The sequence below is a fragment of the Treponema vincentii F0403 genome, assembly GCF_000412995.1.
GTDB lineage: Bacteria > Spirochaetota > Spirochaetia > Treponematales > Treponemataceae > Treponema > Treponema vincentii.
The window spans coordinates 2,190,587-2,213,405 of record NZ_KE332512.1 but is presented as its reverse complement, the minus strand read 5'-3'; the positions used below and the strand labels follow the sequence as shown (position 1 = coordinate 2,213,405).

At 46.8% G+C, this 22,819-nt stretch carries 23 protein-coding genes, 2 tRNA genes and 1 pseudogene; 14 read left to right on the top strand and 12 right to left on the bottom strand.

Annotated features, from left to right (window positions below):
* Positions 1-8: 8 nt before the first annotated feature.
* Together HMPREF1222_RS10145 and murC are read right to left on the bottom strand one after the other, a co-directional pair.
* On the bottom strand, positions 9-875 hold the full coding sequence (locus HMPREF1222_RS10145) for a YicC/YloC family endoribonuclease (RefSeq protein WP_016519322.1): 867 nt from the start codon (positions 873-875) through the stop codon (positions 9-11).
* Positions 872-2,323 carry a UDP-N-acetylmuramate--L-alanine ligase gene (murC, locus tag HMPREF1222_RS10140; RefSeq protein WP_016519321.1) on the bottom strand — a complete coding sequence of 484 codons (1,452 nt, stop codon included), beginning with the start codon at positions 2,321-2,323 and terminating at the stop codon, positions 872-874. Before murC ends, HMPREF1222_RS10145 begins: the two co-directional genes overlap by 4 nt.
* A gap of 111 nt (positions 2,324-2,434) precedes the next feature.
* On the opposite strand from murC, the gene HMPREF1222_RS10135 reads away from it, so the two are divergent.
* Both HMPREF1222_RS10135 and nth read left to right on the top strand, forming a co-directional pair.
* Positions 2,435-2,508 (top strand) — tRNA-Arg (locus HMPREF1222_RS10135).
* Positions 2,509-2,659: 151 nt separating this feature from the next.
* A pseudogene (gene nth / locus HMPREF1222_RS10130) lies at positions 2,660-3,211 on the top strand (endonuclease III); the annotation flags it as partial.
* A 53-nt stretch (positions 3,212-3,264) separates the two neighbouring features.
* On the opposite strand, the gene HMPREF1222_RS10125 reads toward nth, so the two are convergent.
* Positions 3,265-4,035, bottom strand: a complete 771-nt coding sequence (locus HMPREF1222_RS10125; RefSeq protein ID WP_006188793.1) for a metallophosphoesterase family protein — start codon at positions 4,033-4,035, stop codon at positions 3,265-3,267.
* A 24-nt stretch (positions 4,036-4,059) separates the two neighbouring features.
* On the opposite strand from HMPREF1222_RS10125, the gene HMPREF1222_RS10120 reads away from it, so the two are divergent.
* The 3 genes from HMPREF1222_RS10120 (at position 4,060) to HMPREF1222_RS10110 (ending at position 5,319) form a co-directional block, all read left to right on the top strand.
* The gene (locus HMPREF1222_RS10120) at positions 4,060-4,638 is read left to right on the top strand and encodes a hypothetical protein (protein ID WP_016519319.1); all 579 of its coding nucleotides are present in this window, start codon (positions 4,060-4,062) and stop codon (positions 4,636-4,638) included.
* A 135-nt stretch (positions 4,639-4,773) separates the two neighbouring features.
* Positions 4,774-5,181 carry a hemerythrin domain-containing protein gene (locus tag HMPREF1222_RS10115; protein ID WP_006188795.1) on the top strand — a complete coding sequence of 136 codons (408 nt, stop codon included), beginning with the start codon at positions 4,774-4,776 and terminating at the stop codon, positions 5,179-5,181.
* A gap of 64 nt (positions 5,182-5,245) precedes the next feature.
* A tRNA-Arg gene (locus HMPREF1222_RS10110) sits at positions 5,246-5,319 on the top strand.
* Between the two features lie 117 nt (positions 5,320-5,436).
* Here HMPREF1222_RS10110 and aroC read toward each other — a convergent pair.
* The gene (gene aroC / locus HMPREF1222_RS10105) at positions 5,437-6,453 is read right to left on the bottom strand and encodes a chorismate synthase (protein WP_016519318.1); all 1,017 of its coding nucleotides are present in this window, start codon (positions 6,451-6,453) and stop codon (positions 5,437-5,439) included.
* Positions 6,454-6,716: 263 nt separating this feature from the next.
* Here aroC and HMPREF1222_RS10095 point away from each other — a divergent pair, with 263 nt between their 5' ends.
* The 4 genes from HMPREF1222_RS10095 to tyrS all read left to right on the top strand — a co-directional run bounded on the left by HMPREF1222_RS10095 (position 6,717) and on the right by tyrS (position 11,204).
* Positions 6,717-7,403: a DUF3298 and DUF4163 domain-containing protein gene (locus HMPREF1222_RS10095; protein ID WP_016519317.1), complete on the top strand. Its 687-nt coding sequence runs from the start codon at positions 6,717-6,719 to the stop codon at positions 7,401-7,403.
* 78 nt (positions 7,404-7,481) lie between these two features.
* Positions 7,482-8,669 carry an exodeoxyribonuclease VII large subunit gene (gene xseA / locus HMPREF1222_RS10090; RefSeq protein WP_016519316.1) on the top strand — a complete coding sequence of 396 codons (1,188 nt, stop codon included), beginning with the start codon at positions 7,482-7,484 and terminating at the stop codon, positions 8,667-8,669.
* Between the two features lie 126 nt (positions 8,670-8,795).
* Positions 8,796-9,845 (top strand): type I glyceraldehyde-3-phosphate dehydrogenase, encoded by a 1,050-nt coding sequence (gap, locus tag HMPREF1222_RS10085; RefSeq protein WP_016519315.1) that lies wholly within the window; start codon positions 8,796-8,798, stop codon positions 9,843-9,845.
* 138 nt (positions 9,846-9,983) lie between these two features.
* Entirely contained in the window at positions 9,984-11,204 is a 1,221-nt protein-coding gene (gene tyrS / locus HMPREF1222_RS10080; protein WP_016519314.1) for a tyrosine--tRNA ligase, read from the top strand.
* A 124-nt stretch (positions 11,205-11,328) separates the two neighbouring features.
* Here the strand turns inward: tyrS and HMPREF1222_RS10075 are convergent, their stop codons facing one another.
* The 3 genes from HMPREF1222_RS10075 to HMPREF1222_RS10065 all read right to left on the bottom strand — a co-directional run bounded on the left by HMPREF1222_RS10075 (position 11,329) and on the right by HMPREF1222_RS10065 (position 13,476).
* Entirely contained in the window at positions 11,329-11,742 is a 414-nt protein-coding gene (locus HMPREF1222_RS10075) for a bacteriohemerythrin (protein WP_006188804.1), read from the bottom strand.
* A 102-nt stretch (positions 11,743-11,844) separates the two neighbouring features.
* Positions 11,845-12,996: a tetratricopeptide repeat protein gene (locus tag HMPREF1222_RS10070; RefSeq protein WP_016519313.1), complete on the bottom strand. Its 1,152-nt coding sequence runs from the start codon at positions 12,994-12,996 to the stop codon at positions 11,845-11,847.
* 213 nt (positions 12,997-13,209) lie between these two features.
* Complete coding sequence (locus HMPREF1222_RS10065) at positions 13,210-13,476, bottom strand: co-chaperone GroES (protein WP_006188806.1); 267 nt, start codon at positions 13,474-13,476, stop codon at positions 13,210-13,212.
* 426 nt (positions 13,477-13,902) lie between these two features.
* Between HMPREF1222_RS10065 and HMPREF1222_RS10060 the strand changes: the two genes are divergently transcribed.
* A complete protein-coding gene (locus HMPREF1222_RS10060) occupies positions 13,903-14,763 on the top strand; it encodes a sigma-70 family RNA polymerase sigma factor (protein ID WP_006188808.1) in 861 nt (286 codons plus the stop codon).
* 43 nt (positions 14,764-14,806) lie between these two features.
* The gene (thyX, locus tag HMPREF1222_RS10055) at positions 14,807-15,643 is read left to right on the top strand and encodes an FAD-dependent thymidylate synthase (protein WP_016519312.1); all 837 of its coding nucleotides are present in this window, start codon (positions 14,807-14,809) and stop codon (positions 15,641-15,643) included.
* Positions 15,644-15,890: 247 nt separating this feature from the next.
* Here the strand turns inward: thyX and HMPREF1222_RS10050 are convergent, their stop codons facing one another.
* Complete coding sequence (locus HMPREF1222_RS10050) at positions 15,891-17,918, bottom strand: putative glycoside hydrolase (protein WP_016519311.1); 2,028 nt, start codon at positions 17,916-17,918, stop codon at positions 15,891-15,893.
* A gap of 98 nt (positions 17,919-18,016) precedes the next feature.
* Positions 18,017-18,460, bottom strand: coding sequence for a Holliday junction resolvase-like protein (locus HMPREF1222_RS10045; RefSeq protein WP_016519310.1), 444 nt, complete (start codon positions 18,458-18,460; stop codon positions 18,017-18,019).
* Between the two features lie 200 nt (positions 18,461-18,660).
* Between HMPREF1222_RS10045 and HMPREF1222_RS10040 the strand changes: the two genes are divergently transcribed.
* Positions 18,661-19,779 carry a hypothetical protein gene (locus tag HMPREF1222_RS10040; RefSeq protein WP_155997636.1) on the top strand — a complete coding sequence of 373 codons (1,119 nt, stop codon included), beginning with the start codon at positions 18,661-18,663 and terminating at the stop codon, positions 19,777-19,779.
* Positions 19,780-19,836: 57 nt separating this feature from the next.
* Entirely contained in the window at positions 19,837-20,385 is a 549-nt protein-coding gene (locus tag HMPREF1222_RS10035) for a histidine phosphatase family protein (RefSeq protein WP_016519308.1), read from the top strand.
* Here the strand turns inward: HMPREF1222_RS10035 and HMPREF1222_RS10030 are convergent.
* Positions 20,358-21,053: an RluA family pseudouridine synthase gene (locus tag HMPREF1222_RS10030; protein WP_016519307.1), complete on the bottom strand. Its 696-nt coding sequence runs from the start codon at positions 21,051-21,053 to the stop codon at positions 20,358-20,360. The two genes, HMPREF1222_RS10035 and HMPREF1222_RS10030, sit on opposite strands and share 28 nt — an antisense overlap.
* 79 nt (positions 21,054-21,132) lie before the next feature.
* On the opposite strand from HMPREF1222_RS10030, the gene HMPREF1222_RS12830 reads away from it, so the two are divergent.
* Positions 21,133-21,273, top strand: coding sequence for a hypothetical protein (locus HMPREF1222_RS12830; RefSeq protein ID WP_155997634.1), 141 nt, complete (start codon positions 21,133-21,135; stop codon positions 21,271-21,273).
* Positions 21,274-21,420: 147 nt separating this feature from the next.
* On the opposite strand, the gene HMPREF1222_RS10025 is transcribed toward HMPREF1222_RS12830, so the two are convergent.
* A complete protein-coding gene (locus HMPREF1222_RS10025; protein WP_016519306.1) occupies positions 21,421-22,248 on the bottom strand; it encodes a purine-nucleoside phosphorylase in 828 nt (275 codons plus the stop codon).
* A 10-nt stretch (positions 22,249-22,258) separates the two neighbouring features.
* The gene (locus tag HMPREF1222_RS10020) at positions 22,259-22,753 is read right to left on the bottom strand and encodes a hypothetical protein (RefSeq protein WP_016519305.1); all 495 of its coding nucleotides are present in this window, start codon (positions 22,751-22,753) and stop codon (positions 22,259-22,261) included.
* Positions 22,754-22,819: the final 66 nt, after the last annotated feature.

The window sequence follows — 22,819 nt, the reverse complement described above, 5'->3', positions numbered from 1 at the left end:
TGCATTCCTCATTCGATATTGTGCGCTTGCTCACGGATGTTTTCCAGCGCATCCTTAGCGGAGATCACCGCCTGCCCAATCTCCGTCAGCTGATTTTTAGAGCCGATGGTGTTGATTTCCCGATTGATTTCCTGACACAGGGAATCAATCCTCCGCCCGGGCGTTTCGTTCAGGGTAATTTCTTTTTCTAAAGCGGCAATATGAGCTTTTGCCCGTATAATTTCTTCATTAATCGTATACTTGACGAGCAGCACCGCAACTTCCTGCATAACGCGCTGATGATCGGGTTCATGTTCCATAAGTTCGGAAAATTTCTTTTTCAGCATTGCAGAAAAAAGTTCTTCCATTTTAGCTGCGTGCCGTTCAATCTCGGTAACCGAATCTGAAAGGACGGAAAGCATTTTTCGTATATCGGCGTATAAAGCTTTTCCTTCTTCAATTCTGCAGCTGTTGAATTTTCCGATCAGTTCATCAAGGATAGGCACAAGGGCTTTTTGCCAAAGCTCTTCATCAAAATCTTTATCGATTTGCAGCACACCTTCCTGCCGCAAAATCAGATCGAGCGTAATTTGACTTTCCATGCCCAGCGCACGGGCAATATCGGCAATGGATTTATAATACGCCTGCGCAAGGGGGATATTGGGTAGAATGGGTTGCTCGCTGTGCACCTTCTTTAAACGCAGATAAAAATCGACTTTTCCCCGTATGATTTGCTTGGAAAAATACTTACGCAAAAAAGGTTCAAGCTGAGTCATTGTAGACGGAATATTGATATTGAGATCCAAATATCGGGAGTTATAGCTTTTAAGCTCGCAAGAAATATCGGTGCCGTTTACCGTGCCGTCAAGATAGGCATAGCTTGTCATACTTTTCATACGTGTGCCTTTTCGAGTAAGTCGTTATAAACGGCACGGCCGAGCTTCCAATTGTCGCCCGCACCGACGGTGATAAACAAATCGTTTGGACGCAATTCTTTTTCTACGAAGTCCTTCGCATCCATAATTTCTTCAAAGTAATGAACTTTTTTGTGCCGCTTTTTCATTTGTTCGTACAAAGTCTTACCGTTTATCGAACCGTTGTATTTTTCCCGTGCGGAGGCATATATCTTGTGCAGGATAACCGTATCGGCATAAGAAAAAGCGTCGGCAAATTCGGGAAGCAGCGCTGCAGTGCGCGAATAGGTGTGCGACATAAAGTCCGCGATGATGCGCCGGTTGGGATAAAACTCGTGGATACCTTTGAGTGTTTTATAAATTGCAGTCGGGTGATGTCCGTAATCATCCATAAAAAGGATTCCGTTTACTTCTCCTAAAATTTCGCTGCGCCGTTTTGCTCCCTTAAACGAAGCAAGGCTGTTTCTGATTGAGGCAAGATCGGCGGCGGTAACTTCTTTCCGCTCCTGTTTGATAAGTCCGATTACAAGTGCAACCGCGGCGGCGGCATTGAGCACGCTATGCTCTCCGGGAATGCCGATACGGAATTCCCCGTCAAAGCCATGCAGGGAAAACACGGATTGCCCGTCCTTGATACCGAGGGTTTTAATGCCGTAATCGCCGTACGCCGTTTTCCCGTAGGGTGTTAAGACAAGGTCGGGACGGGAAGAAAAGGTGAGCTTTGCCGCCTCCCGCGCTCCTGCATCGTCGGAACAATAGATCAGTTCGTTAAATTGAGGCAGGCGGTCGATGTATTGTAAAAAAGCGGTCAATATATCTTCATATTGAGGATAGTAATCTTGATGATCGCTTTCTACGCTGGTAAGGACTATTTTTTGAGGATGAAAGAACAAAAAGTTGCGTTTATATTCGCAGGTTTCGGCGACAAAATATTTTGAACCGTTGATCACCGTACACCCACCGCCAAAGTTGGACACAGCGCTGCCCGCCAATACGGAAACGCTCAAGTTTAAATCCTTTAACAGCGTTCCCGCGATACCGGTAGTTGTCGTTTTGCCGTGGACACCTGCAATACCCGCCGAATAACTGTGCGCGGAAAAAGCGCCTAACGCTTCGGGATAGCTCATGCGCGGAATGTTTTGCTCCGCAGCAGCGTGCAGCTCAGAGTTTTTGTCGGGCGTATACGCCGTTGAATATATGATAAGCTGAGTTGAAGCGGGAATATTTGAAGGGTCAAACGGACTGCTGACCGGTATGTGCAGCTTGCGCAGCAGCGCATCGGTATAAAATTCATCGCTGACATCGCTGCCGGTCAGCTTTGCCCCCCGCGAAACGAGCAGTTCCGCCAAGGCTGCCATACCGGTTCCTTTAATACCGATCATGTGTATATGATAGCCGGAAAGGTTTTCAGGTAAACGTGTTACAATCATAGATGGACACATAATAATGAAAAAGCCTGTTTTAAACAAGGAGAAATTTTAGCAAGGCTTTAACAAGGGCTTGACATCGAATACCGTCTTGTGTACTATAAAAAAACCTTTGGGACTATAGCTCAGCTGGATAGAGCGTCAGATTCCGGATCTGAAGGCCGGCGGTTCGAATCCGCCTAGTCTCATTCTTTTAATAATATTAAACTTCTTGTTGTTTCCCGTATTTCATGCCTGCCTTGTTAGGTCTATTTTAACCGGTCTGTTGACCATTATATTTTTTGAAGGAAATAAAATGATAGCCGGACAAAGAAATAGTGACCTGACGGAAGGAATTATAATGTCTATACATTGCTGGTTGCCGTGGTGCTTTCGGCACAGGCAACCGATGTTGGGGTAAACAAAGCAACCACGCCTCTTTTTGAAAAGGTTGATACGCCGGAGCAAATGGTTTCACTCGGCGAAGAGGGACTGAAAAGCTATATCAATTCCATCAATTTATACCCGACAAAGGCAAAGCGGATTATCGCGCTCAGTAAGATTCTGATAGACCAATATCATTCTGAGGTACCGCATGACCGTACCGCATTGGAAAGCCTTCCGGGGGTCGGGCGGAAAACAGCTAATGTTGTGCTGAATGTAGGATTCGGAGAACCGGCAATAGCGGTCGATACACATATTCTGCGTACAGCTCCGCGTATCGGGCTGTCGAAGGGAACAACTCCGCTTGAGGTTGAGCAGGATTTACTGCGCGTAACGCCCGAAGAATTTTTGCTGGACGCGCATCATTGGATACTATTGCACGGCAGATATGTCTGCAAAGCTCGAAATCCTGATTGTGCCGGATGTAGTCTTAATGATATATGCTTAAAAAACGGGGTAGTGGACTAGAACCATAAAAAAAGGGGAAAAAGATAACAGCCTGATCGATTTTACGATATCGTTTACAATAAAGCAGTTCCCAGCCGTTGGCTTATTTTTTCATTGGTAGGGCGGACATCATAATATACCGCTTTAAAGGTGATTGTGCGGGCTGTAGTATCCCACAGTGCGAAATATGCAGGGAAATGCGTTTTATCGGCAAGCTCCGCCGCCCTGCCCGCTACTGCGTCTAATACGCGCGGAAAGCCGACGCTGCCCGGATTGATGATACAGCAATCTTTATCGAGTGTTACCGTTTGCTCCGGTTCGGGGTATAATGCATCGTAGCATCCCCGATCGATGTAGTAGACAGCAGCTTGGTGCGTGTGTCCGCAAAAGCAGAGTTTAAAACCTTCTGCACACAGGTACCGGAGCGATACGGCTGTTTCTTGCCCGCCGTGCAGATATTCGGTGACGGGTTCCAACGGAGAGCCGTGTACAAGCAGTGTCTTTTCGGATAAAAAATAGAGAGGACGCAAGCCTGCCAAAAAGAATCGGCTTTTCCATGAAATAAGCTGTGCAGTTTTTTTTAGAGAGCGGCGGGCGTTCTCGCCGAACCAGTCGGACGGAAGCCTTTTAAGCAATCCTTCTTCGTGATTACCTGTCAGAAGAATACACGGACGGATATGTTTTTTCAATCCTTTTACTCGCTGAATGCAGGCTTCGGGATCGGGGCCGTAGCCGACCATATCGCCAAGCGAGATAAAGCCGTCGTACTGTCCATTGACGGAATCCAGCACAGCGTTGAGCGCTTCCATGTTTGCATGGATATCTGCCGTTACCACTATTTTCATATTGAGAGGAATATATCATACCGTATGCCGGAAAAACTTACAACAAGACTTTTGAATAACCTCCGGGATAGCTTTCAATCCGATTGGAAATTGCTTTCCGAAACGGAGCATTTTCTTGCGTCTACCCCTTTGCAGCAGAACTATGAGCAGCAATTTGCCGTATGGCGTAAACAGCTGCAAACAGGGAAAAATGATGCGGTACGTGCATCGATACGGGAAGATCTTATCGCATTGAGGAAGGCGCTGCGTTTGGAAGGGTATGATTTGTCTCTTGGAGCAATTCAGCTTATTGTAAAAGACTTTGTCAACGATGATGCGGCGGCTCGCGGTTTCCGGCGGATTGTGATCTGCTTTTGTGATGCGGGGCTGTTTTGGCTGTCGGGGGAAGCTAATCATCTTGAACTTGGCAGTGATCTACAGTCCGAGCTGGAACGTAAGCGGCTGTATGTTCATCCTGAAATGCATTATCTTTGGTTTCTGTGGAAGCGGAATGCTTTGCTGTTAAGCGGTTCCGCAACCGAAACAAAAGAAGCTTTTGAGCGCCTACAAACGCGCGTACAGGCAAACCCGCAAAAAGTATTGTGCTATCTTAAAGCGTTGTAGGATCAGTCTTACTTGTCTTTTCGCTGTTATTTTAGTATCTTCATCCATAATTAACATACTTTGATAAGGAGTACAAGGGAATTGAGTTTTCCGTACAGATAGATACTTCATTTATAAACCGTTAGGAGATATGATATGGACATGGATTTATACATAACAAAGCATCGGGTCATGCAAGATTACCTTCGCCAGCTAACCAACCTTGTAAACGGTACTATAGACAAGGCAAATGCTCCATTAATTGCAGAGCTTATTAATAAAACAACGGGTGTATTGAATATGCACCTTGCCTCCGAGGATCATTTTGTTTATCCGAAATTATTGGAGAGCAGCGATGAGAAAATTCGATCGATTACCCGATCATATATGAATGAAATGACCGGCATAGCGGATTCGTATCTCGCCTTTCATAAAAAATTCAACACGCCGTCAAAAATACTTGCGAATATCGATGAATTTAAGCGGACTTTCAAAAAAGTTCGGGATGCACTTTTGCTGCGCATAGATCGCGAAGAAAAAGAACTGTATACGCTTACTGTTTAAAAGTTTCCTGAAAAGGCAATGCGCGGACATCGAATACCGTCTTGTGTACTATAAAAAAGACTTTGGGACTATAGCTCAGCTGGATAGAGCGTCAGATTCCGGATCTGAAGGCCGGCGGTTCGAATCCGCCTAGTCTCATTTTTATTTATCTGATTTTTTTATTCCTACCTTCATGAATTTTAATGCGAGTGTTCATTATCAATCCCGTTAGTATAGAAAATTAAATAATAGAATAGAGATCCCCTATTGTACGTATTATAGCAAGCTGCTGCCTGCTCTTTGCCGCAACAGCATATCCGCAAGTACGATTGCCGTCATCGCTTCGATGACAGGCATAACCCGCCGGTAAAGGCAGACATCATGCCGCCCCGTGATTACGTATGTTATACGTTCCCCGGAGGAGTTTTCCATCAGCTGTCCTTGAGCGATTGAAGGGACGGGTTTTATAACCGCCTGAAACACAATGTCTTTTCCGTCGGAGATGCCGCCGGCAATCCCCCCGTGATGATTTTTATCGAGAGCATTTGCTTCCGAACCGGACATACGTGCAAGCTGAAAACCTGCTCCGAATGCAATGCCTTTAACACTGCCGATAGAAAGCACAGCTTTAGCAAGTTCCGCTTCAAGCTTGTCAAAGACCGGCTCGCCGAGGCCGGCGGGGACATTCCGTACCGTGCACTGCACGATGGCTCCGGCGGAATCTCCTACCTGCTTAATTGCTGTCAGTTTAGCGCTGATTTCCACCGGAAGCTCATCGGATGCGGAAACCGGTTTGCAAGGAAGTCCTGCGATTTCTATTGCAGCAGCTTCGATTGTAATCGGGACCCTCGTATACAAAGCCAGCACTTTTTTGGCGATAACCCCTGCGGCAATCCGTGCCGCGGCTTCGCGCCCCGACGCGCGTCCTCCGCCGCGCCAGTCGCGGCGGAGATATTTTGCCTCGTAGGCAAAATCCGCATGACCGGGTCTGTATATGTCTTTCAGCGTGTCGTAGTCATGCGGACGCGCGTCCGTGTTGTGCAGCAGCACCGCAATCGGTGTTCCAAGCGTTGTGCCTTCAAATACACCGGATAGGATTTCGGGAGTATTCGGTTCGCGCCGCGCGGTTTCAAAAACACCCGAAGGCTTCGCCGCATTAAACGCGGCGGTAAAATCTTCGGAAGTCAGCGGAATACCGGCGGGGCACCCGTCAACAACAACGCCGATTGCGGCTCCGTGGCTTTCGCCGAATGTGGTAACTCTAAAGATTATTCCGAATGTATTTCCAGACATGGCGGTATTTTACTTTAAATATGTATACGGCTCAATATCGCCGAAGCAAATACGGAACGAACAAGCTGTTCAACCGGCGTTTTCCTTGCGGTAACCTTTCAGGTTTTACAAATGTTTTATACGTTATCGGTGCAGTATTCAAAAATCAAGATAGCCGACACCGACTTTTTGTTTTATAATGCACGCAAATTACATCTAAGGAAAACCTCTAAAGACTGCAGTTTTTAGAGATTCCCCAAAAAATGTTTACAGGAGAATAAAAAATGAAAAATCTTCACCCCGCTTTACGTATTAGTTCAACATTCGGTTTGATTTTGATGTTGTGCTGTCTTCCCTTTGCCGTCTATGCGAAGGATAAGAAGGATAACGGTAAAGACAAGAAACAGGGAATAAGCTATGAGGCCGATATCGACTATCCGGTTTTTGAAAAAGAACAGCTCCTTAATGCGCAGGTTTCGGATATCGTGCAAAAGAACCTCGAAGCTTTTAATAATGAATTCTTTTCTGCGGAAGCTCCCGCCTATCCGCAAGCTTTTGAATTTGATATGGACAGCAGCTCGGTATACGAGGATGCTAATCACATCAGTTTTCTATTGAATGTCTATCAATTTACCGGTGGTGCGCATGGGACTACCTCCCTTATCCCGGTTACATACAGCAAGCAGACAAAAAAACTGCTTTCGTTGGAAGAAGCCGTGCAGCCTACCCGGAAAGATTGGCTTTCCGCACTTTCAACCGAGGCGCGCAAGCAGTTAAATGATCAGGTAAAAAAACAAACTTTCGTTTCCGACGAGGATTGGATCAATAAAGGAACGGAACCGTCAAAGGAAAATTTTTCGGTGTTTAAGCTGGAAAAAAATGCTGTTCGTATTATCTTCAGTCAATATCAAGTCGGGCCGTATTCTTCCGGTATGCCGGAAATCGTTGTACCCCGTTCGTTGTTTAAATAAAACATATCGCAAACAAATCTAAAAGGAAATTCTAAGAACGCAGTTAGATTTTTTATAGTATTATGATATGATGCCGGTATGGATCACGTATATTCGATACAAGAGATTACCGGCATTATCAAATCGCTTTTCGAGCAGAATTTTACCTCTCTCCGCATCGCCGGAGAGATTTCCAACTGCCGCCCTTCAAGCACAGGGCACCTCTATTTTACCCTAAAAGATGAAAAAGCCGCTTTGCAAGCGGTGATGTTTAAAGGCCGTACATGGACGCTCGGGTTTGAACCTAAAGACGGGCTCAAGGTTGTGGTATCAGGTTCGCTATCGGTATATGAACAGCGGGGTTCGTATCAGGTTATCGTTGAAACGATGGAGCTTGCCGGAGAGGGCGCTATCCTGAAAATGCTGGAAGAGCGGAAGCAAAAACTTGCGCGCGAAGGCCTTTTTGACCAAGCCCGGAAGCGCCCGCTGCCGTTTTTCCCGCTCCGTATCGCCGTGATTACCAGCCCCACCGGCGCCGCCCTGCGCGATATTCTCACTGTGCTTTCGCGCAGGAACCGCACGGTAAGCGTTACCGTGCTGCCCGCTCCCGTGCAGGGAGCGGAGGCGGCGCCTGTGTTAGCCCGCCAGCTGGAAACCGCTAATCGGTATAAGCTCGGGGAACTTATCATTATCGGAAGAGGCGGCGGCTCACTGGAAGACCTTCTGCCATTCTCCGATGAGGCAGTTGTCCGCGCCGTTGCCGCTTCGGAAATTCCTGTTATCAGCGCAGTAGGGCACGAAATCGACTGGGCGCTTACCGACTTTGCCGCGGACGTACGCGCCCCTACCCCGTCTGCCGCCGCCGAGCTTGCCGTACCGGTCTTGGACGACATTACCGGCACGATAACCCAACTACAGGATGATATGCTGCGCAGCATCGGCGGCATATTGGAACGGATTCGGCTTACCATCAAAGGCTTCACGCCGGAGTCGCTCGAAATGAAATTCCGCCGTATCGAACAGCCGCTTTTGATGCGCCTTGACGACGCTAAGGAAAATCTATTGTATTCGATGCAGGCGCGACTGACCGATACGAAGCACCGGCTCGCGTTGCTGACCCGTACGATTGAAGGGGCAAATCCGCAGGAAATTCTCAACAGAGGGTATTCCATCGTCTATGATAGGCAAACGGGACTGGTGCTCCGCCGTACACAGGATGCGGCAGCCGCAGGTCGGCTTCGTATTAAACTCGCCGACGGCGAAATTGCCGCCTCTACGGAAAGGTAATACTCGATATTGACAGCCACCCTCTTTTTATTTACAGTTAAAAAAAGCTTTATAGGGACACAAGGAACAGCCGCATAATCGTTTAACGGCTTTGGCGTGTTTCTAAGTATTACTAAGGAGATAAATATGAAAGTAGCTATTAACGGATTCGGCAGAATCGGCCGGCTCGTATTTCAGGCATTGGTTGAACAGAATTTGCTTGGAAAGGATAAATTCGATGTCGTTGCTGTTGTCGATCTTTCAACCGATGCAAAGTATTTTGCATATCAGCTCAAGTATGATTCCGTACAGGGCAAGATGAATGCCGAAATCGGTACTAAGGGTGAAGATATCTTAGTGATTAACGGCCACGAAATCAAATGCGTCTCCGGTAAGGGCTTAACTCCTGCACAGCTCCCGTGGAAGGAATTAGGCATCGATCTTGTTATCGAAAGTACCGGCCTTTATACAAACGAAAAAGCGTACGGACACTTGGAAGCGGGGGCAAAGAAAGTTATTATTTCCGCACCCGGCAAGAGCGCCGATGCCGCAAAGCCCATTAAGACAATCGTTATGGGCGTCAACGAAAACGAATATGACCCCGCAAAGCATCACGTTGTTTCCAATGCGAGCTGCACCACCAACTGTTTGGCTCCTATCGTTCATGTTATCTTAAAAGAAGGTTTCGGAATTGAAACAGGACTGATGACAACGATTCACTCTTATACCGCAACACAAAAGACCGTTGACGGTGTTTCGATGAAAGACTGGCGCGGAGGACGGGCTGCTGCTATCAATATTATTCCGTCTACTACCGGCGCTGCTAAGGCTGTCGGCGAGGTATTGCCTTCAACAAAGGGCAAGCTGACCGGTATGTCATTCCGCGTACCGACCCCCACCGGTTCGGTTGTCGATTTAACCTTCCGCGCAACAAAAGATACCTCTATTGAAGAGTTGGATGCAGCATTCAAGAAAGCTTCCGAAACCTATATGAAGGGGATTTTAGGCTATTGCAACGAAGACATCGTTTCCACCGATATTATTCACGACAAACGATCTTCCATCTATGACAGCAAGGCAACGCTCCAGAATAACCTTCCGGGCGAAAAGCGCTTCTTCAAAGTAGTGTCATGGTATGATAACGAATGGGGCTATTCCAACCGCGTTATCGACCTGCTCAAATTTATGAATAAATAACTTGTTTGCTGCGCTATGTTATCAGCTCTGCCGGTAACATAAGCAATTATTGCATCATCATAACAGCTTCCGGTATACCGGAAGCTGTTTTTTTTATCAAAAGTTGCATTTATTTATAAAAAAGAGTATTATCCGGTTATGAATAAAGCTTTACAGACATTAATAGACCGCGGATTTTTTCAGCAATGCACTGATGTGGAAGCGCTGTCCGCATTAATGGATAAAGGGCCGGTTACGTTTTACATCGGTACCGATCCTACCGGCGGCAGCCTGCATATCGGGCATCTTGTTCCCCAGTTTGCGCTTAGGCATTTACGCGACGCGGGGCATATCGGTATTGCCTTGCTGGGCGGAGGTACGGGTCGTATCGGCGACCCTTCGGGAAAAACCGAAATGCGCAAAATGCTGGACTATCGGCAGCTTGATGAAAATGTTGAAAAGATAAAAGCCCAACTAGACCGCTTTATCGGCTTTGACGGGAAAACAGCCTTTCCCGAAAACAACAAAAACTGGCTGGCCGACTTAAACTATATCGATTTCCTTAGGGATATCGGCTCCTGTTTTTCGGTTAATAAAATGCTTTCATTTGAAGCATACAAGATACGTATGGAAACGGGGTTGTCCTTCCTTGAATTTAACTATCAGCTTTTGCAAAGCTATGACTTTTTAATGCTGCATCAAAAACATCATTGCTGCCTGCAAATAGGGGGCGACGATCAATGGGGAAATATTGTCGCAGGGGTTGACTTAGTACGCCGCAAGACCGGCGATGAGGTATTCGGTTTAACCTTCCCGCTTATTACCCGCAGCGACGGCAAAAAAATGGGAAAGAGCGAAAAAGGTGCACTTTTTTTAGACAAAGAGATGACTCCCGTATTCGACTTTTTCCAATACTGGCGGAATGTTGACGACGCCGATGTGCGAAGGTTCATGTTGTTGTTTACCTTCCTTCCGATAGAAGAGATCGACCGCATCTGCGCCGGCAATATCAACGAGGCAAAAGAACGACTTGCATGGGAAGTTACCAAAGAAATACACGGAAAAGACGAAGCCGACACAGCGCTTACCGGCGCTAAAGCCGCATTCGGCGGCGGCGGAGATAAGAGCGCAATGCCGACGATAGAAATGAACCGAGCCGTATTTGAACAGGGCATTCCGGTTGTCGATTTATTTGTTCAAAGCGGTTTATGCGCCACCAAAAGCGATGCCCGCCGTTTAATAGAACAAGGGGGCGCCCTTGCGGCCGGTCAGCCGGTTACCGATTTTAAAGCGGTTATTACCGCCGCCGTCTTGGACAAAACAGGTGAGCTCATTCTCCGCGCAGGGAAAAAGCGGTTTATCCGCATCGTTACCCGCTAAAACTATTCGATATGAAAAGGGCATCCTAAAAGTTTGCAGCTTTTAGGATGCCCTTTTCATAAGATATATTCGGTAAGATAGATTCGATAGAAACTTCTAAAATTAAAAGTATCAGCGACTTCTTTTATTTTTTTATTGAAAAGTAATAACGTGCCCAAGCTTTATCATCGATTAAAATATGATTAAACAGCCAGTCGCGTAAAAAACGGACAAATGAATTGGGGACAAACTGCTTGCCGTTTTGATAGGCATTAACGGATTTTAAAATTTCTTTAATAAATAGTTCATGTTTTTGTTTGTGTTCTTTTAGACCGGGGTAATTCATTTGCTCCATAATAACTTCTTCATCTTTAAAGTGAATCATTACATAGTCTACCAGTTCTTTCATCACATCCCTAAACGTTTCTTCAAGCTCGGCTTTCTCTCCAAGACAGGCATTGTATAAGTTATTGATTAAATCTACTAAGTGGCGATGCTGCTTATCTACACTCGGAACTCCAACATCATAGCTGACATCCCACGAAACAAATTTTTCCATTATTGACTCCTATATCCGCAACTATTACACATTTTACAGACGGTGTAAAGGCCATGTAAAGAGCATGTTGTAAAGGGCGCCTCACATTTAGCTGCCATATATTTAGCGGAGAGCATCGGCTTTTAAAAGCCAGCGGTAAAACTCCATGCCGCTAACCGGCTTATCGGGTTCAAAGTTTTTACCGTCTGCAAGCGGCATAACGTCTTCCTCTACCGTACCGACGATAGCGTCAAAGTAAATTTCGTCCATCATCACATCAGGTATGGGGAGCCGCCGCTTGCTGGTGTAATAGCGTGTGTATTTCTTTAAGCGGGTCTCATTATTGCCCACAATGAGATGCCACAAAAATAATGCGGCATCTTTTTTTGATGCAAAATCTTTTAAGACGTCCCGCTCCGGATGATACCACCCGTTTTTTTGCAGGTAATCGGCAAGCAGCGGCGGCTTCCATTCTACCGTACCGGTTATAAAGTCAAGAGCGTTTGTAGAATCTTGCGTAAGCGCCGCCATGTCAACTAATAAAAGCGGCGATGATTGCAATATTTTTTCGGACGATTGCCGAACGGCTGTACCGTCTATTGTATACAGTTGTAGGCTCTGTTCGCGCTGCTGACCGTAGAGCTGTTGATATACCTCAGGTAAAAATGAAAGAGAGGCGTCAAAGGCTGCAAGCGCATTCCTATAATCTTGGGCTGCAAAATAGAGTCCTCCCAATTCCGCTTGAAGCCGGTAATATGCCGGATTTTGTGCAAGCCGCTCTTCTAAATATAACTTCCGTTTTTCAAGATCGGAAATGAGCCGGGCCGAAACCAGCTGCACATATTCGTCATATTCATTTTGCCGGACGGCGACTGTTAGCCGCTTGCGCGCCTCGTCCGGCCGTTGTTGTAATAGATAGGCATCTGCAGAAAGGGCGTAAAGCCGTGCTAAATACGAAGAGTCGGTAGACGGTTCCTGCAAAAGGGTTTCGATATCGGTCTGTATCCGTTTGAGTTGTTCGGCATTATACCGTACCCGCTGTAAAACAAGACCGGCTTCAATGCTTTCAAGCGATTTTTCACGGACAGCTCCTGCATCGCCGGAGTACCGGATATCCGTTTGTATTGAAGCACAAGCGGTGCTGCACAGCATACAGCAAAGAAGCATAGCTCCCATAATTAACGGTACGGTATCGATATGCCATTTTCGAAGCTTTGTTATGTCCGTATGTTTTTCCGGTCGGCTCCGGAAAAATAAACTGTTATAGGAATTCATATTGCAGCCCCTTTCTTCGCATATTAGTGCATAGTAGACTGTGTAATACGGGTAGCCTACTGCACTTTTTAGCGTGTTTTATCTTATAGCGGAAAGTAAACTTTTTCAATCAGGCAGTGTCAGACAGTTGGAGGGAACATAAGTACCGCATAAAAAAACCGGTATGCCTCGTAGGCTATACCGGTTTTGTGCATGGCTGTGCCGGTGTAACGGTTATTCAATTACCGCGACAATATCGCCTGCTTTTAAAATTAAGTATTCTTCACCGTCAATCTTAATTTGAGTTCCTGCATATTTATCATGCATTACTTTTTGACCGACTGACACCTTAATCTTTTCTTTATCATCGCCGACGGCAACGACAACTGCCGTCTGTGTTTTTTCTTGGGCGGTGTCGGGAATAATAATCCCGCTTGCGGTTTTAGTTTCTACCTTGTCGACTTTTACTAAAACACGGTCTGCTAATGGCCGTACTTTCATGTAAGAACCTCCTATCATAGTGTACTTTTCGGTAGTAAAAAAATATGCCCCGATGACATCCGGGGGCATTTTAACCGGACATGGCTGTGTCAATTTAACCCAGTTTTCATGATATACATACTGAGTGTGTCATTTCATCCATATAAGGTTATGATAAATATACAAACAAAGACATAAAAAGGCAAGTTTTTTCCCGGTTTTTATAATTTCCTGTCAAAAGTGCCTTAAAAGAGCATATTTTTGCGGCTGATTTCTTCTTCATTATGCCGCATGTCATTCGGAAGAAAGTTGGCATCTTATTTGCTTTAATAATTGATATATACGGTTTAATACAGGCAATCGATAGAAAGCCTCATTAACCGGCGAATTTCGGTTTTGCTATATTGCGCTGAAATATCGTACACTTCATTTGCAAGGAGTTTGACTATGGAAAGAATACAACATACACGTGCAGATAATAATATCTTTGCAACCTATTTAAGAGAGATAAATAAGATACCGCTGCTGTCCGTAGAAGACGAAGTAAAATATGCAAAAGCTGCCGCCGCCGGTGATGAAAAGGCAAAAAAAATACTGATTGAATCGAATTTGCGCTTTGTGGTCAATGTCGCAAAAAAATACCAGAACAAGAATATCCCGATTATGGATTTAATCAGCGAAGGCAATATCGGATTGATGAATGCCGCCGACCGCTTTGACCCCGATAAGGGCTACAAGTTTATTTCGTATGCGGTATGGTGGATCCGGCAAGCAATTTTAAAAGCCATTTGCGAAAAATCCCGTATGATCCGGCTTCCTCTGAACAGAGCAAACGAATTGGTACAGATTGAAAAAGCCCGTAAACTTACGGGAAAGACCGGAACAGAACCGGAAGATAAAGAGCTGACTGCCATTGCACAAGATCTCCGCATCGAACCTGAAATGGTACGGACGATTATGAATGCTGCCCGCGATCCTGTTTCTTTGGATGCTCCGCAGTTTAATGATAACAGCGCTGCCAGCACCGGCGACTTTATTGAAGACACCCGCTATATGCAGCCTGAAAGCTATGCGCTCGATATCGATTTACGCGAAAACGTCGATGCGCTGCTTGCTTCACTGAGTGAACGGGAAGCGGAAATTCTCCGGTACCGCTTCGGTTTAAACGGATACGAACAACTTTCGTTAAAGGAAGTTGGGACGCGGTTCAATTTAACCAAAGAGCGTATCCGCCAAATCGAAAAGAAAGCGCTTGAACGCTTACAGTCGGTAGGACATCAGCACGAACTTGAAAGCTTCGTAGCGTAATATCTTCATTCCCCCTTTTCGCCTATTCTGATATAATGAGTGCATGGCTCATTGTATTGTTCCCACGGCGGAAGAAATTCTCGATAGAGAATATAAAGTGCTGGATAAAGGCTTTGTCCGGCTGGTTGATTATCTCGGCGGAGATGCGCGTATCGTACAAGCGGCGCGGGTGTCGTATGGGGAGGGCACCAAAAGCGTCCGCGAAGATGCGGGGCTGATCGATTACCTGTTACGGCATCAGCATACGTCTCCGTTTGAGCAGGTTGTGCTGACCTTCCATATAAAAATGCCGATTTTTGTTGCGCGGCAGTGGGTGCGACACCGCACGGCGCGGCTCAACGAAATTTCCGGACGGTATTCGATTATGCGGGATGAATGTTATCTGCCTGCATCCGAGGATATCGCGTTCCAAAGTACGGATAACCGGCAAGGGCGTATGAGCGAACCGGCGCCGCTTGAGGTGCGGACGCAGATACGGGAATCCTTGCAAGCGCAGCAGGAAGCCGCATACCGCGAGTACAGCGTTCTCATCGATACGAAGCTTGCACGGGAGCTTGCCCGCATCAATTTACCGCTTTCCGCGTATACGGAAATGTATTGGCAAATCGATTTGCACAATCTCTTTCATTTTATGAAGTTACGGTGCGACGGACACGCCCAAAAAGAAATCCGCGACTACGCCTTTGTATTGCTGGAAATCTGCCGGAACGTAGCGCCGCTTGCAACAAAATCGTTTGAAAAGCATGTCTTAACCGGTGTGCATCTTTCCGGCGCAGAACTGGAAGCGGTGCGCAATCTGCTACAGGGCAAAGAGAGCGGACTTAAAGGCAAAGAGCTTGAACGCTTTAAAGAAAAGATCCGCTCCGGTGAACAACTGTAGCAAAACTGGGTAAACGCATCAAAGATTTTTTATATCCCCGCAAAATCAGGAGACCGTCCAAGCAGAATTGAACCGCTTTGCAGTTCAAATGCTTGTCCAATCTCCTGATTTTGCGATTTATATTTATTCATCTGATGCGTTTATCCGTTTGCTGGAAAAATGTGCGAAATTTTAAACAAAATTTCGCACAAAAGGAAAGCAAACGCCAAAAATAGTTCTGATGCGGTTATACGGTAGGAGAAGTCTGCTATTTTTTCGGGAGCGGGAAACCGTCGGGGCGGATATCGGCGTAACGGCCTGAATTATTCCAGTAGGCATAGCCTTCATCGATGGAATCCTTGATGCCGATAATCTGCCGCTGCACATAATCTTCATTATAATACTTTTTGTCGTAAGATACGGGGATATAAAAAGCCTGCGTCCACGGCCGGATAATCACCTTATTGTGCGCAATAATCTTATTCCGGTAGGCGCCCTGATTATAAATACGGTACGGGCGTTCCTCCGCAGGCTGCTGCGCAAGGAAGCTTTGGCGGAAGTGGCTGGGATAAAACATCGGACATATCACATCCACGTAGTCGGCGAGCACTTCTACTTCTTGGCCGGTACGCGCTCCGGTACGGTACCATCCGTTTGCCCCGTAAATATCGATCGAAATCGGCGCATGGATTTTTTCCCGTGCATACGCAAGAAAGGACATGATGGCGCTTTCCTTATCCATACCCTGCTCCTGCGCCGGAAACCTCGCTGCATAGAGATTTTCCCCGTCGGTGGGGAAGCGGATATAGTCGAACTGAACCTCATCAAAACCTCTCCGAATCAATTCTTCGGCAATGGCCGTATTATACTTCCACACGTTTTCGTTGTAGGGGTCTACCCAATATTCTTCAATCGGCTCTGCCGTTTCGTCAACGGTTTTATAACCCTGCCACGGGGTACCGTTTTTGTCTTTTACCGCGTATAGATTCTTCCGGTACCGGTACAGCTGCTTATCTTTGAACACAACGATGCGGGCAACAAGATAGACGTTGCGCTCTTTTGCCTTTGCCGTAAAATCTTCAAGCTGAATAAAAGGACGCACCGCCCCCACCGCCAGTATTGCTTCATCCTGCGAATCGTAGCGGACAAAGCCAAAATCGTCTTTCATATCGATGATGAGCGTATCGAGCTTATTTTGTTCAAGCAGATCGAAGTAGCGCTGTAAACCGGCTGCCGTTCTCGCCTGATGCGCCGGTAAATACACGCCTTTCCGCCCCGCAGCGCGGCGGAGATATTCCGTTTTCCGTGTTTTTTCTCCCTCGTCAAACAGCCATAGCTCCGAAAGGCTGACCGCTTTGCCGAGCCGCGTCATCCGCTGCGGTATCCATGCCGAAAGCGGCTTAGCGGCGATACGCTTCAAGCTAAGCTCTATTTCTTTAAGCCGTGTAGAGTTCAGAACCGGCAGCACCAACGGTACTTCAAAAAGTCCGCCGTCTTTGCATCCGATGATGGACACCGCCGCGGAGCTGAGTCCGTCGATGCAGCGCGCTCCTGCAATCCCGTCAGTCCAGTCCGATACGGCATGAAAGCTCTTTGTCGGCCAATCGAGTTGATACAATTTGCCGGTAAAAGTCTGCGAGGCGTATACCTCCTGCTTTTGCTGATGAGTATAAACGACAATATCGGAAATTTCTTCGTCGCTTTCCGGCCCCGGAACAAGCCCCTCGCTGAGCGGCTGCCATTTGTCGGAAACGGCCGGCTGCTTCCATGCCGCTCCGTAGATGGAATGCGAGGCGATGACGGTCAGCTGTAAATTTCCCCGCGCATCCGGAAGATCGAGCACGCATACGGCCTTGAGTCCGTTGACTTGGGTATGGCAGCCGAGGTTACGCCAATGCTTGCCTCCGTCCTCGCTTAAAAACACGGCGCCGTTGGTCGCGGTAATAAGGGTGCCGGGACGGAACGGATGCGCTTCCAAGTCTTTCAGCATCTGAGGTTTTTTAATAAAGGATTTTTCATCTCCGGTTATCTTCTTTATCACCTTTACCGGAAAGCCGTCGTTGATATAGCTAAACTGAATTAAATTATCGGAACGAGCAATACCGTTGTCGGTGAGAAAGAACCATGTATCCCCGCTTTTGATAATTTTGCGCACTCCGGCCGTATCCCAAATCTTTTGTGCGGACACGGAGATAAGTTTATATAATCCGTTTTGCGTACCCGCCAAAAGGAAATCCTGCGCATGAACCGACATCGCAGTAATAATCAATGCAAAAACAATCAACAGCCGTTTCATAGAGGGCAATTATAACTTATATGACAGTGGGGGTCTATCAGGGGATCAGCTAAACGTGTAAGATATTTCCAGTGAGGCTGCCCTTCTTTACATGCTTACTAAGGAACGGCCGCTGCAGCGGGGATGCGGTATTCGGTGTAGCGGACGTTTTTCTTTTCTACGGCATCGCGCAGCGAGCGTTCGACTTTTGAAAGTGCGGCATTACCGGTTTTTACTTCGACGAACAGCACCTCATCGACTGTTCCCGTAGAAAGCCCCGGAAAAGCGACAAAATCTACCGGTTTACCGACAAACCGGATTTCCGTCGGATCGGCAGGGAAGCCGGGAAAGAATGCTGCAAATTGTTCGGAAAGCTGTCCATTCAGCACCGCTCGCGACCGTTTAACGGCATCTTCCCGAGCGATTTTAATTTCTTTTGTGAGATGCTTACTTGCAGAGAGCCGTCCGATTTTTGCTCCGAGGAAGAAAGCGACAATGATGAATGAGATGCAAGCAATCGCTAAAATAAGCAGTAACAGCTTTAATTCTACCGTATCAAGCATAATTTCCTCCTCAAACAGTTTCTTTTTCCAAAGATAAATGTTCTATATATTGTGTTACTGTGAATATCGGTCACTTGCCGTATTCCTAAAGAATTTTATAAAGTATTCCGATATAAGATTTGATTTTTTATAAAGTTGAGGCGTTAAGTATGTATCGTATAGGTTGTGCTCTCTGTTGTTGCCTTTTTTTATCGTTAACCATGACTATTTCTTGTGTATCCGCTCCGGCGAAAGGTGTTACCGCATCACCGGTAGTCCCTGCATCTCCGGCCGCAGACTCGAAGGCTGCTGCCGAACAGGGGCATTTTGAACAGGATGCGCAAACAGAACCCGAACGTACGGTGACTGAAACCGTCCCAGAGGCGCAAAGGGCTGCCCGTCTGCTTCCGGAACTTGTGCAGGCCGTTGAACACTTCGATATACATAAGGTACTTGCGTTGTTCGATACTATTTATGAATCATGTAAGGGGCAAGAAGATAATGCCATTCTTGTCGATGCCCGCCGCCGTGTACAACCCTTGTTAGATGCTATTTCCATAGAGGCTGTCAGCAGGCCTGCTCCGGTGAATGCCGGCTCTCCGTTTACCGAGCCGTTTGCAGCACGCGTTGTTGTTACTGCGCCGGAAAAACAATTTCCGCTTGACAATTATCCTATTACGGTTCTGTATCCGTCTTCCGGTACCGGCAGCAGCCTGAAAACGGAGCTTATACGGACGGATGCCGAAGGGTTCTTATACTTTACACCCCCTACGCCCGAAAGAGCATGCGACGGAACGCTTTTCTTTTGTCTCTATCCGGCAAGAAAAAATACCGCTTTAACAAGCGATGCAGCCGACAATCTCTCCGTTTCTTTTTCTTATAAAGTTGCTACAATGGAAAAACGGATACCGACTATTATTTCCATCCTCGATTATGATGAGAACAATAACCCTGTTTTTTCCAGTAACATAACGGCTACAAGCCTGCTTACCGGGCTGATGAAGCGCGGCTTTAGCAGAATCGGACTTGATGAATACCGTGAACTTGCCGGTAGTGATGAAGCTGCCGTAATCCGTGCTGCGCAGGTTAAGATCGGTACGGCTGTTGACCGTTTTATTTTCGGAAAAACATATATCACCGTGGAAACGGCGGAGGACGGTACATTTACCTGTACTATCCGTGCCGACATATCGATTTGGAATTTTAAACAGGCGCAAAAGATAAACCGCTTTACGTTTGAGCATACCGCAGAAGCAAAGACAAAAGCGCAAGCAATTTCGCTTGCCCGTACCGACTTGGGCGAAACGGTAATTGCCGAGACTTTTAGCTACAGTCTGTAAGCGCTGCCGGCGCAGGGTTACTTGAAGTTCAAAGTTTATTTGCATATACTTTCCGGCATGAAACTTTTTGTTGTGCGGCATGGTGAAACCGACTGGAATGTAAAACAACTGGCTTGCGGCGTTTCGGAATCTACACTGACGGAAAAGGGGCGGATGCAAGCGCAGGCCTTGGCTAATCGGCTGAAGGAAGAAAAAGAAAAAAACAATATTACCGCAATCTATGTGTCTCCGCTTAAACGGGCGAGAGATACGGCGGCATATATCGAACAGGTACTGCAGCTGACGGCCGTACCGGATACCCGGCTGCACGAGATAGATTTCGGCGACTTTGAAGGAAAACCATGGAATAATCCGGACTTTTTATATATTCATAAAAATCCTTTTTTAAAATTTCCCGGAGGGGAGTCCTTTGCACAAGTAGCGCACCGTGCATATAGCATTATAGAAGATGTAAAACAAAAGCACGCGGGAGACGGAAATATCCTGTTTGTCTGCCACGGTGTGCTTACTACGGCTGCATATACCTATTTTAATCCGTTATCGATGGAAGATCTGTTTCGGCTGGAAATTAAAAATTGTCAGTTGCTCGAATTTGATTTGTCATAACATTGATCTATAAGAGCCGAAGACGCTGCGTTGCTCCAATTGGGAAAATACCGGTTGAGGAATGTTTCCATTTCCGGGAAAAGCGGCGCTTCGATAGAGGCGGGAATATCCGCCGGTCTTAATGCGGGAAAGTATAGACGCCATGCATGGAGCAGGTAGTGCTTGCAGCCGGGCAGCGGGTTCCCGCCGTGATATTTACGGTCTCCCGCCAGCGGATGGCCGACACTTTCGGTATGCTTCCGTATCTGGTGCTTTTTACCGGTGATAAGCCGAAATAGCATAAGCGATGCGTCTATGTCTTTGCAGTATTCAACCGAATAACACTGCGTCATGGTTGCACCGTTTTCGTCTTGAGCGGTAATCGGTTGCGCCGGCATAGCCCCGCGTACTACACCCAAGTAGTATTTGCCTACCGTTTTTTCCCGCAAACATTGAGAAAACCACTGCGCACCTGCAAGCGTCCGTGAAAAACACAGTACGCCGGTAGTATCCTTATCGAGCCGGTGAAGCGGGCCTGGTTTAAATGAGAGACTGTGCAGGTGTACCCTGCCGTCTGTATCGGGTACGGCGGCAGGCGGTTCGGCGGAGAGCGTTAGTACCGATGCGGCGGAAAGCAGCGTGTCGATACTAGAGCTGCCGTGTACGGGGATTCCTGCAGGCTTATTCACGATAAGCAGATCGGCTGCTTTTAATAAGAGCGGAATATCGGCAGCTTTACGGTACGGCCTGTAGGATGCAAGCGTTTCTTTGTTTTGCGGGTTATTTTTACCGGAGATTGTCGGATGCGGATTGCGCTTACTGCTTTGCTCCGATGACGGCAGCGGCGGATTGCCGGCGGAGAGCAGTGATGGGGCAATCGATAGCGTGTCGCCTTGGGTTGTCCGGTAGTTAAGCGCTGTCCGTTTTCCGTTGATGCGTATTAATCCCTTGCGGATAGCCGCATAGAGCGTTGACAGCGGAACATCCGCAAGGAATTTTCTAATTACGCGGTCAAGCCGTCTGCCGGCATCATTTTCCGCAAGAATAAATTCCGTTTTATACTGTTCCCATACGACCGATGCTGTTTAATACCAGTTGTTTAAACAGAGGCGCCGCTTTCTTACCGGCATCCAGTACTTCTTCTTCGCTTAATAACGTGCTACTGATGCCTGCCGCAAGATTAGAAATAAATGAGATGCCGCAGACGCGCATACCGGCATGACGGGCAGCGACCGCTTCCACAGCGGTACTCATCCCAACAGCGTCGGCGCCGAGTATCCCCGCAAGACGTACCTCCTGCGGCGTTTCATAAGCCGGCCCGGTGAATTGGCAGTACACACCCTCTTTAAGCGGAATATGAAGCGATTCCGCCGCCGCCTTGATGTGCATCCGGAGATTTTGATCGTAAACTTGAGTCATATCGGGAAACCGCACCCCAAGGGTTTCAAAGTTTTTCCCGATGAGCGGGGAAGGAACAAGGCAAGTAATATGGTCGGTAATCAGCATAAAATTACCTGCGCTGAAAGTTTTATTCACTCCGCCGGCAGCATTGGTTAAGAAGAGAATTTCCGCACCCATCAGCTTCATAACCCTGATGGGAAGTACCACATCGGTCATCGGGTAGCCTTCATAATAGTGGATTCTACCCTGCATAATAACGGCGGGTATTCCTTCTATCTTTGCAAAGACAAATGCCCCGCGGTGCCCCGGAGCCGTTGAAAGCGGAAAATTGCGGATAGAAGCGTAAGGAATTACAGCGTCAACCGTTAACTCTTCCGCAAGATCGCCAAGCCCGGAGCCGAGCACCAATGCAATTTTGGGAGTGTACGGGATATGTTCTTTAAGATTTTTAAAACAATTTATCAATTTTTCTTCAGCATTCATACGGTTTCCTTTAAGCGTCGGCGGTATTGGCCAACAAGCGCTCTATATCAGATAAGTCTGCGATTCGGCTTGAAACGGTTTTGCCACCTGCTGCCGTCTTTTTATCATATTGAAGCGTCGCATGATAGAGTTCAAGCACCATGGAAGACAATACCTCAAGGTTCGGCCCTAAATTACTGAATGCCATATTGCGGTATACCTTATCGGCAGTTGCCATCTTGGTATTTGCTTCGGTAAGCGAATTAATATTGGGGAGAACATCTCTCCTGACTAAATAAATAAAGCGGGCAAGTGCGATGATGTCATAATAAAGGTCGTCCAGATGAAATCCTTGTAAGACAAAGTCTTCTGAATGCTCTGTTAAATCAACAATATGCCGCGATAAATCAATATTGGAAAGAATTTGTGCAAATAAGGGGCGTAAGAAGCGAGTAGCAATATTTTCGTTATAGTGTCTGCCAATTCTTACAACTATTTCAGCAATTATTCTATCATCAACTAACATGGCGTCCACTATATATCAGTTTGACGCTTTTTACAAGTATAAATAACTTTTGAATCCCTTGCATCG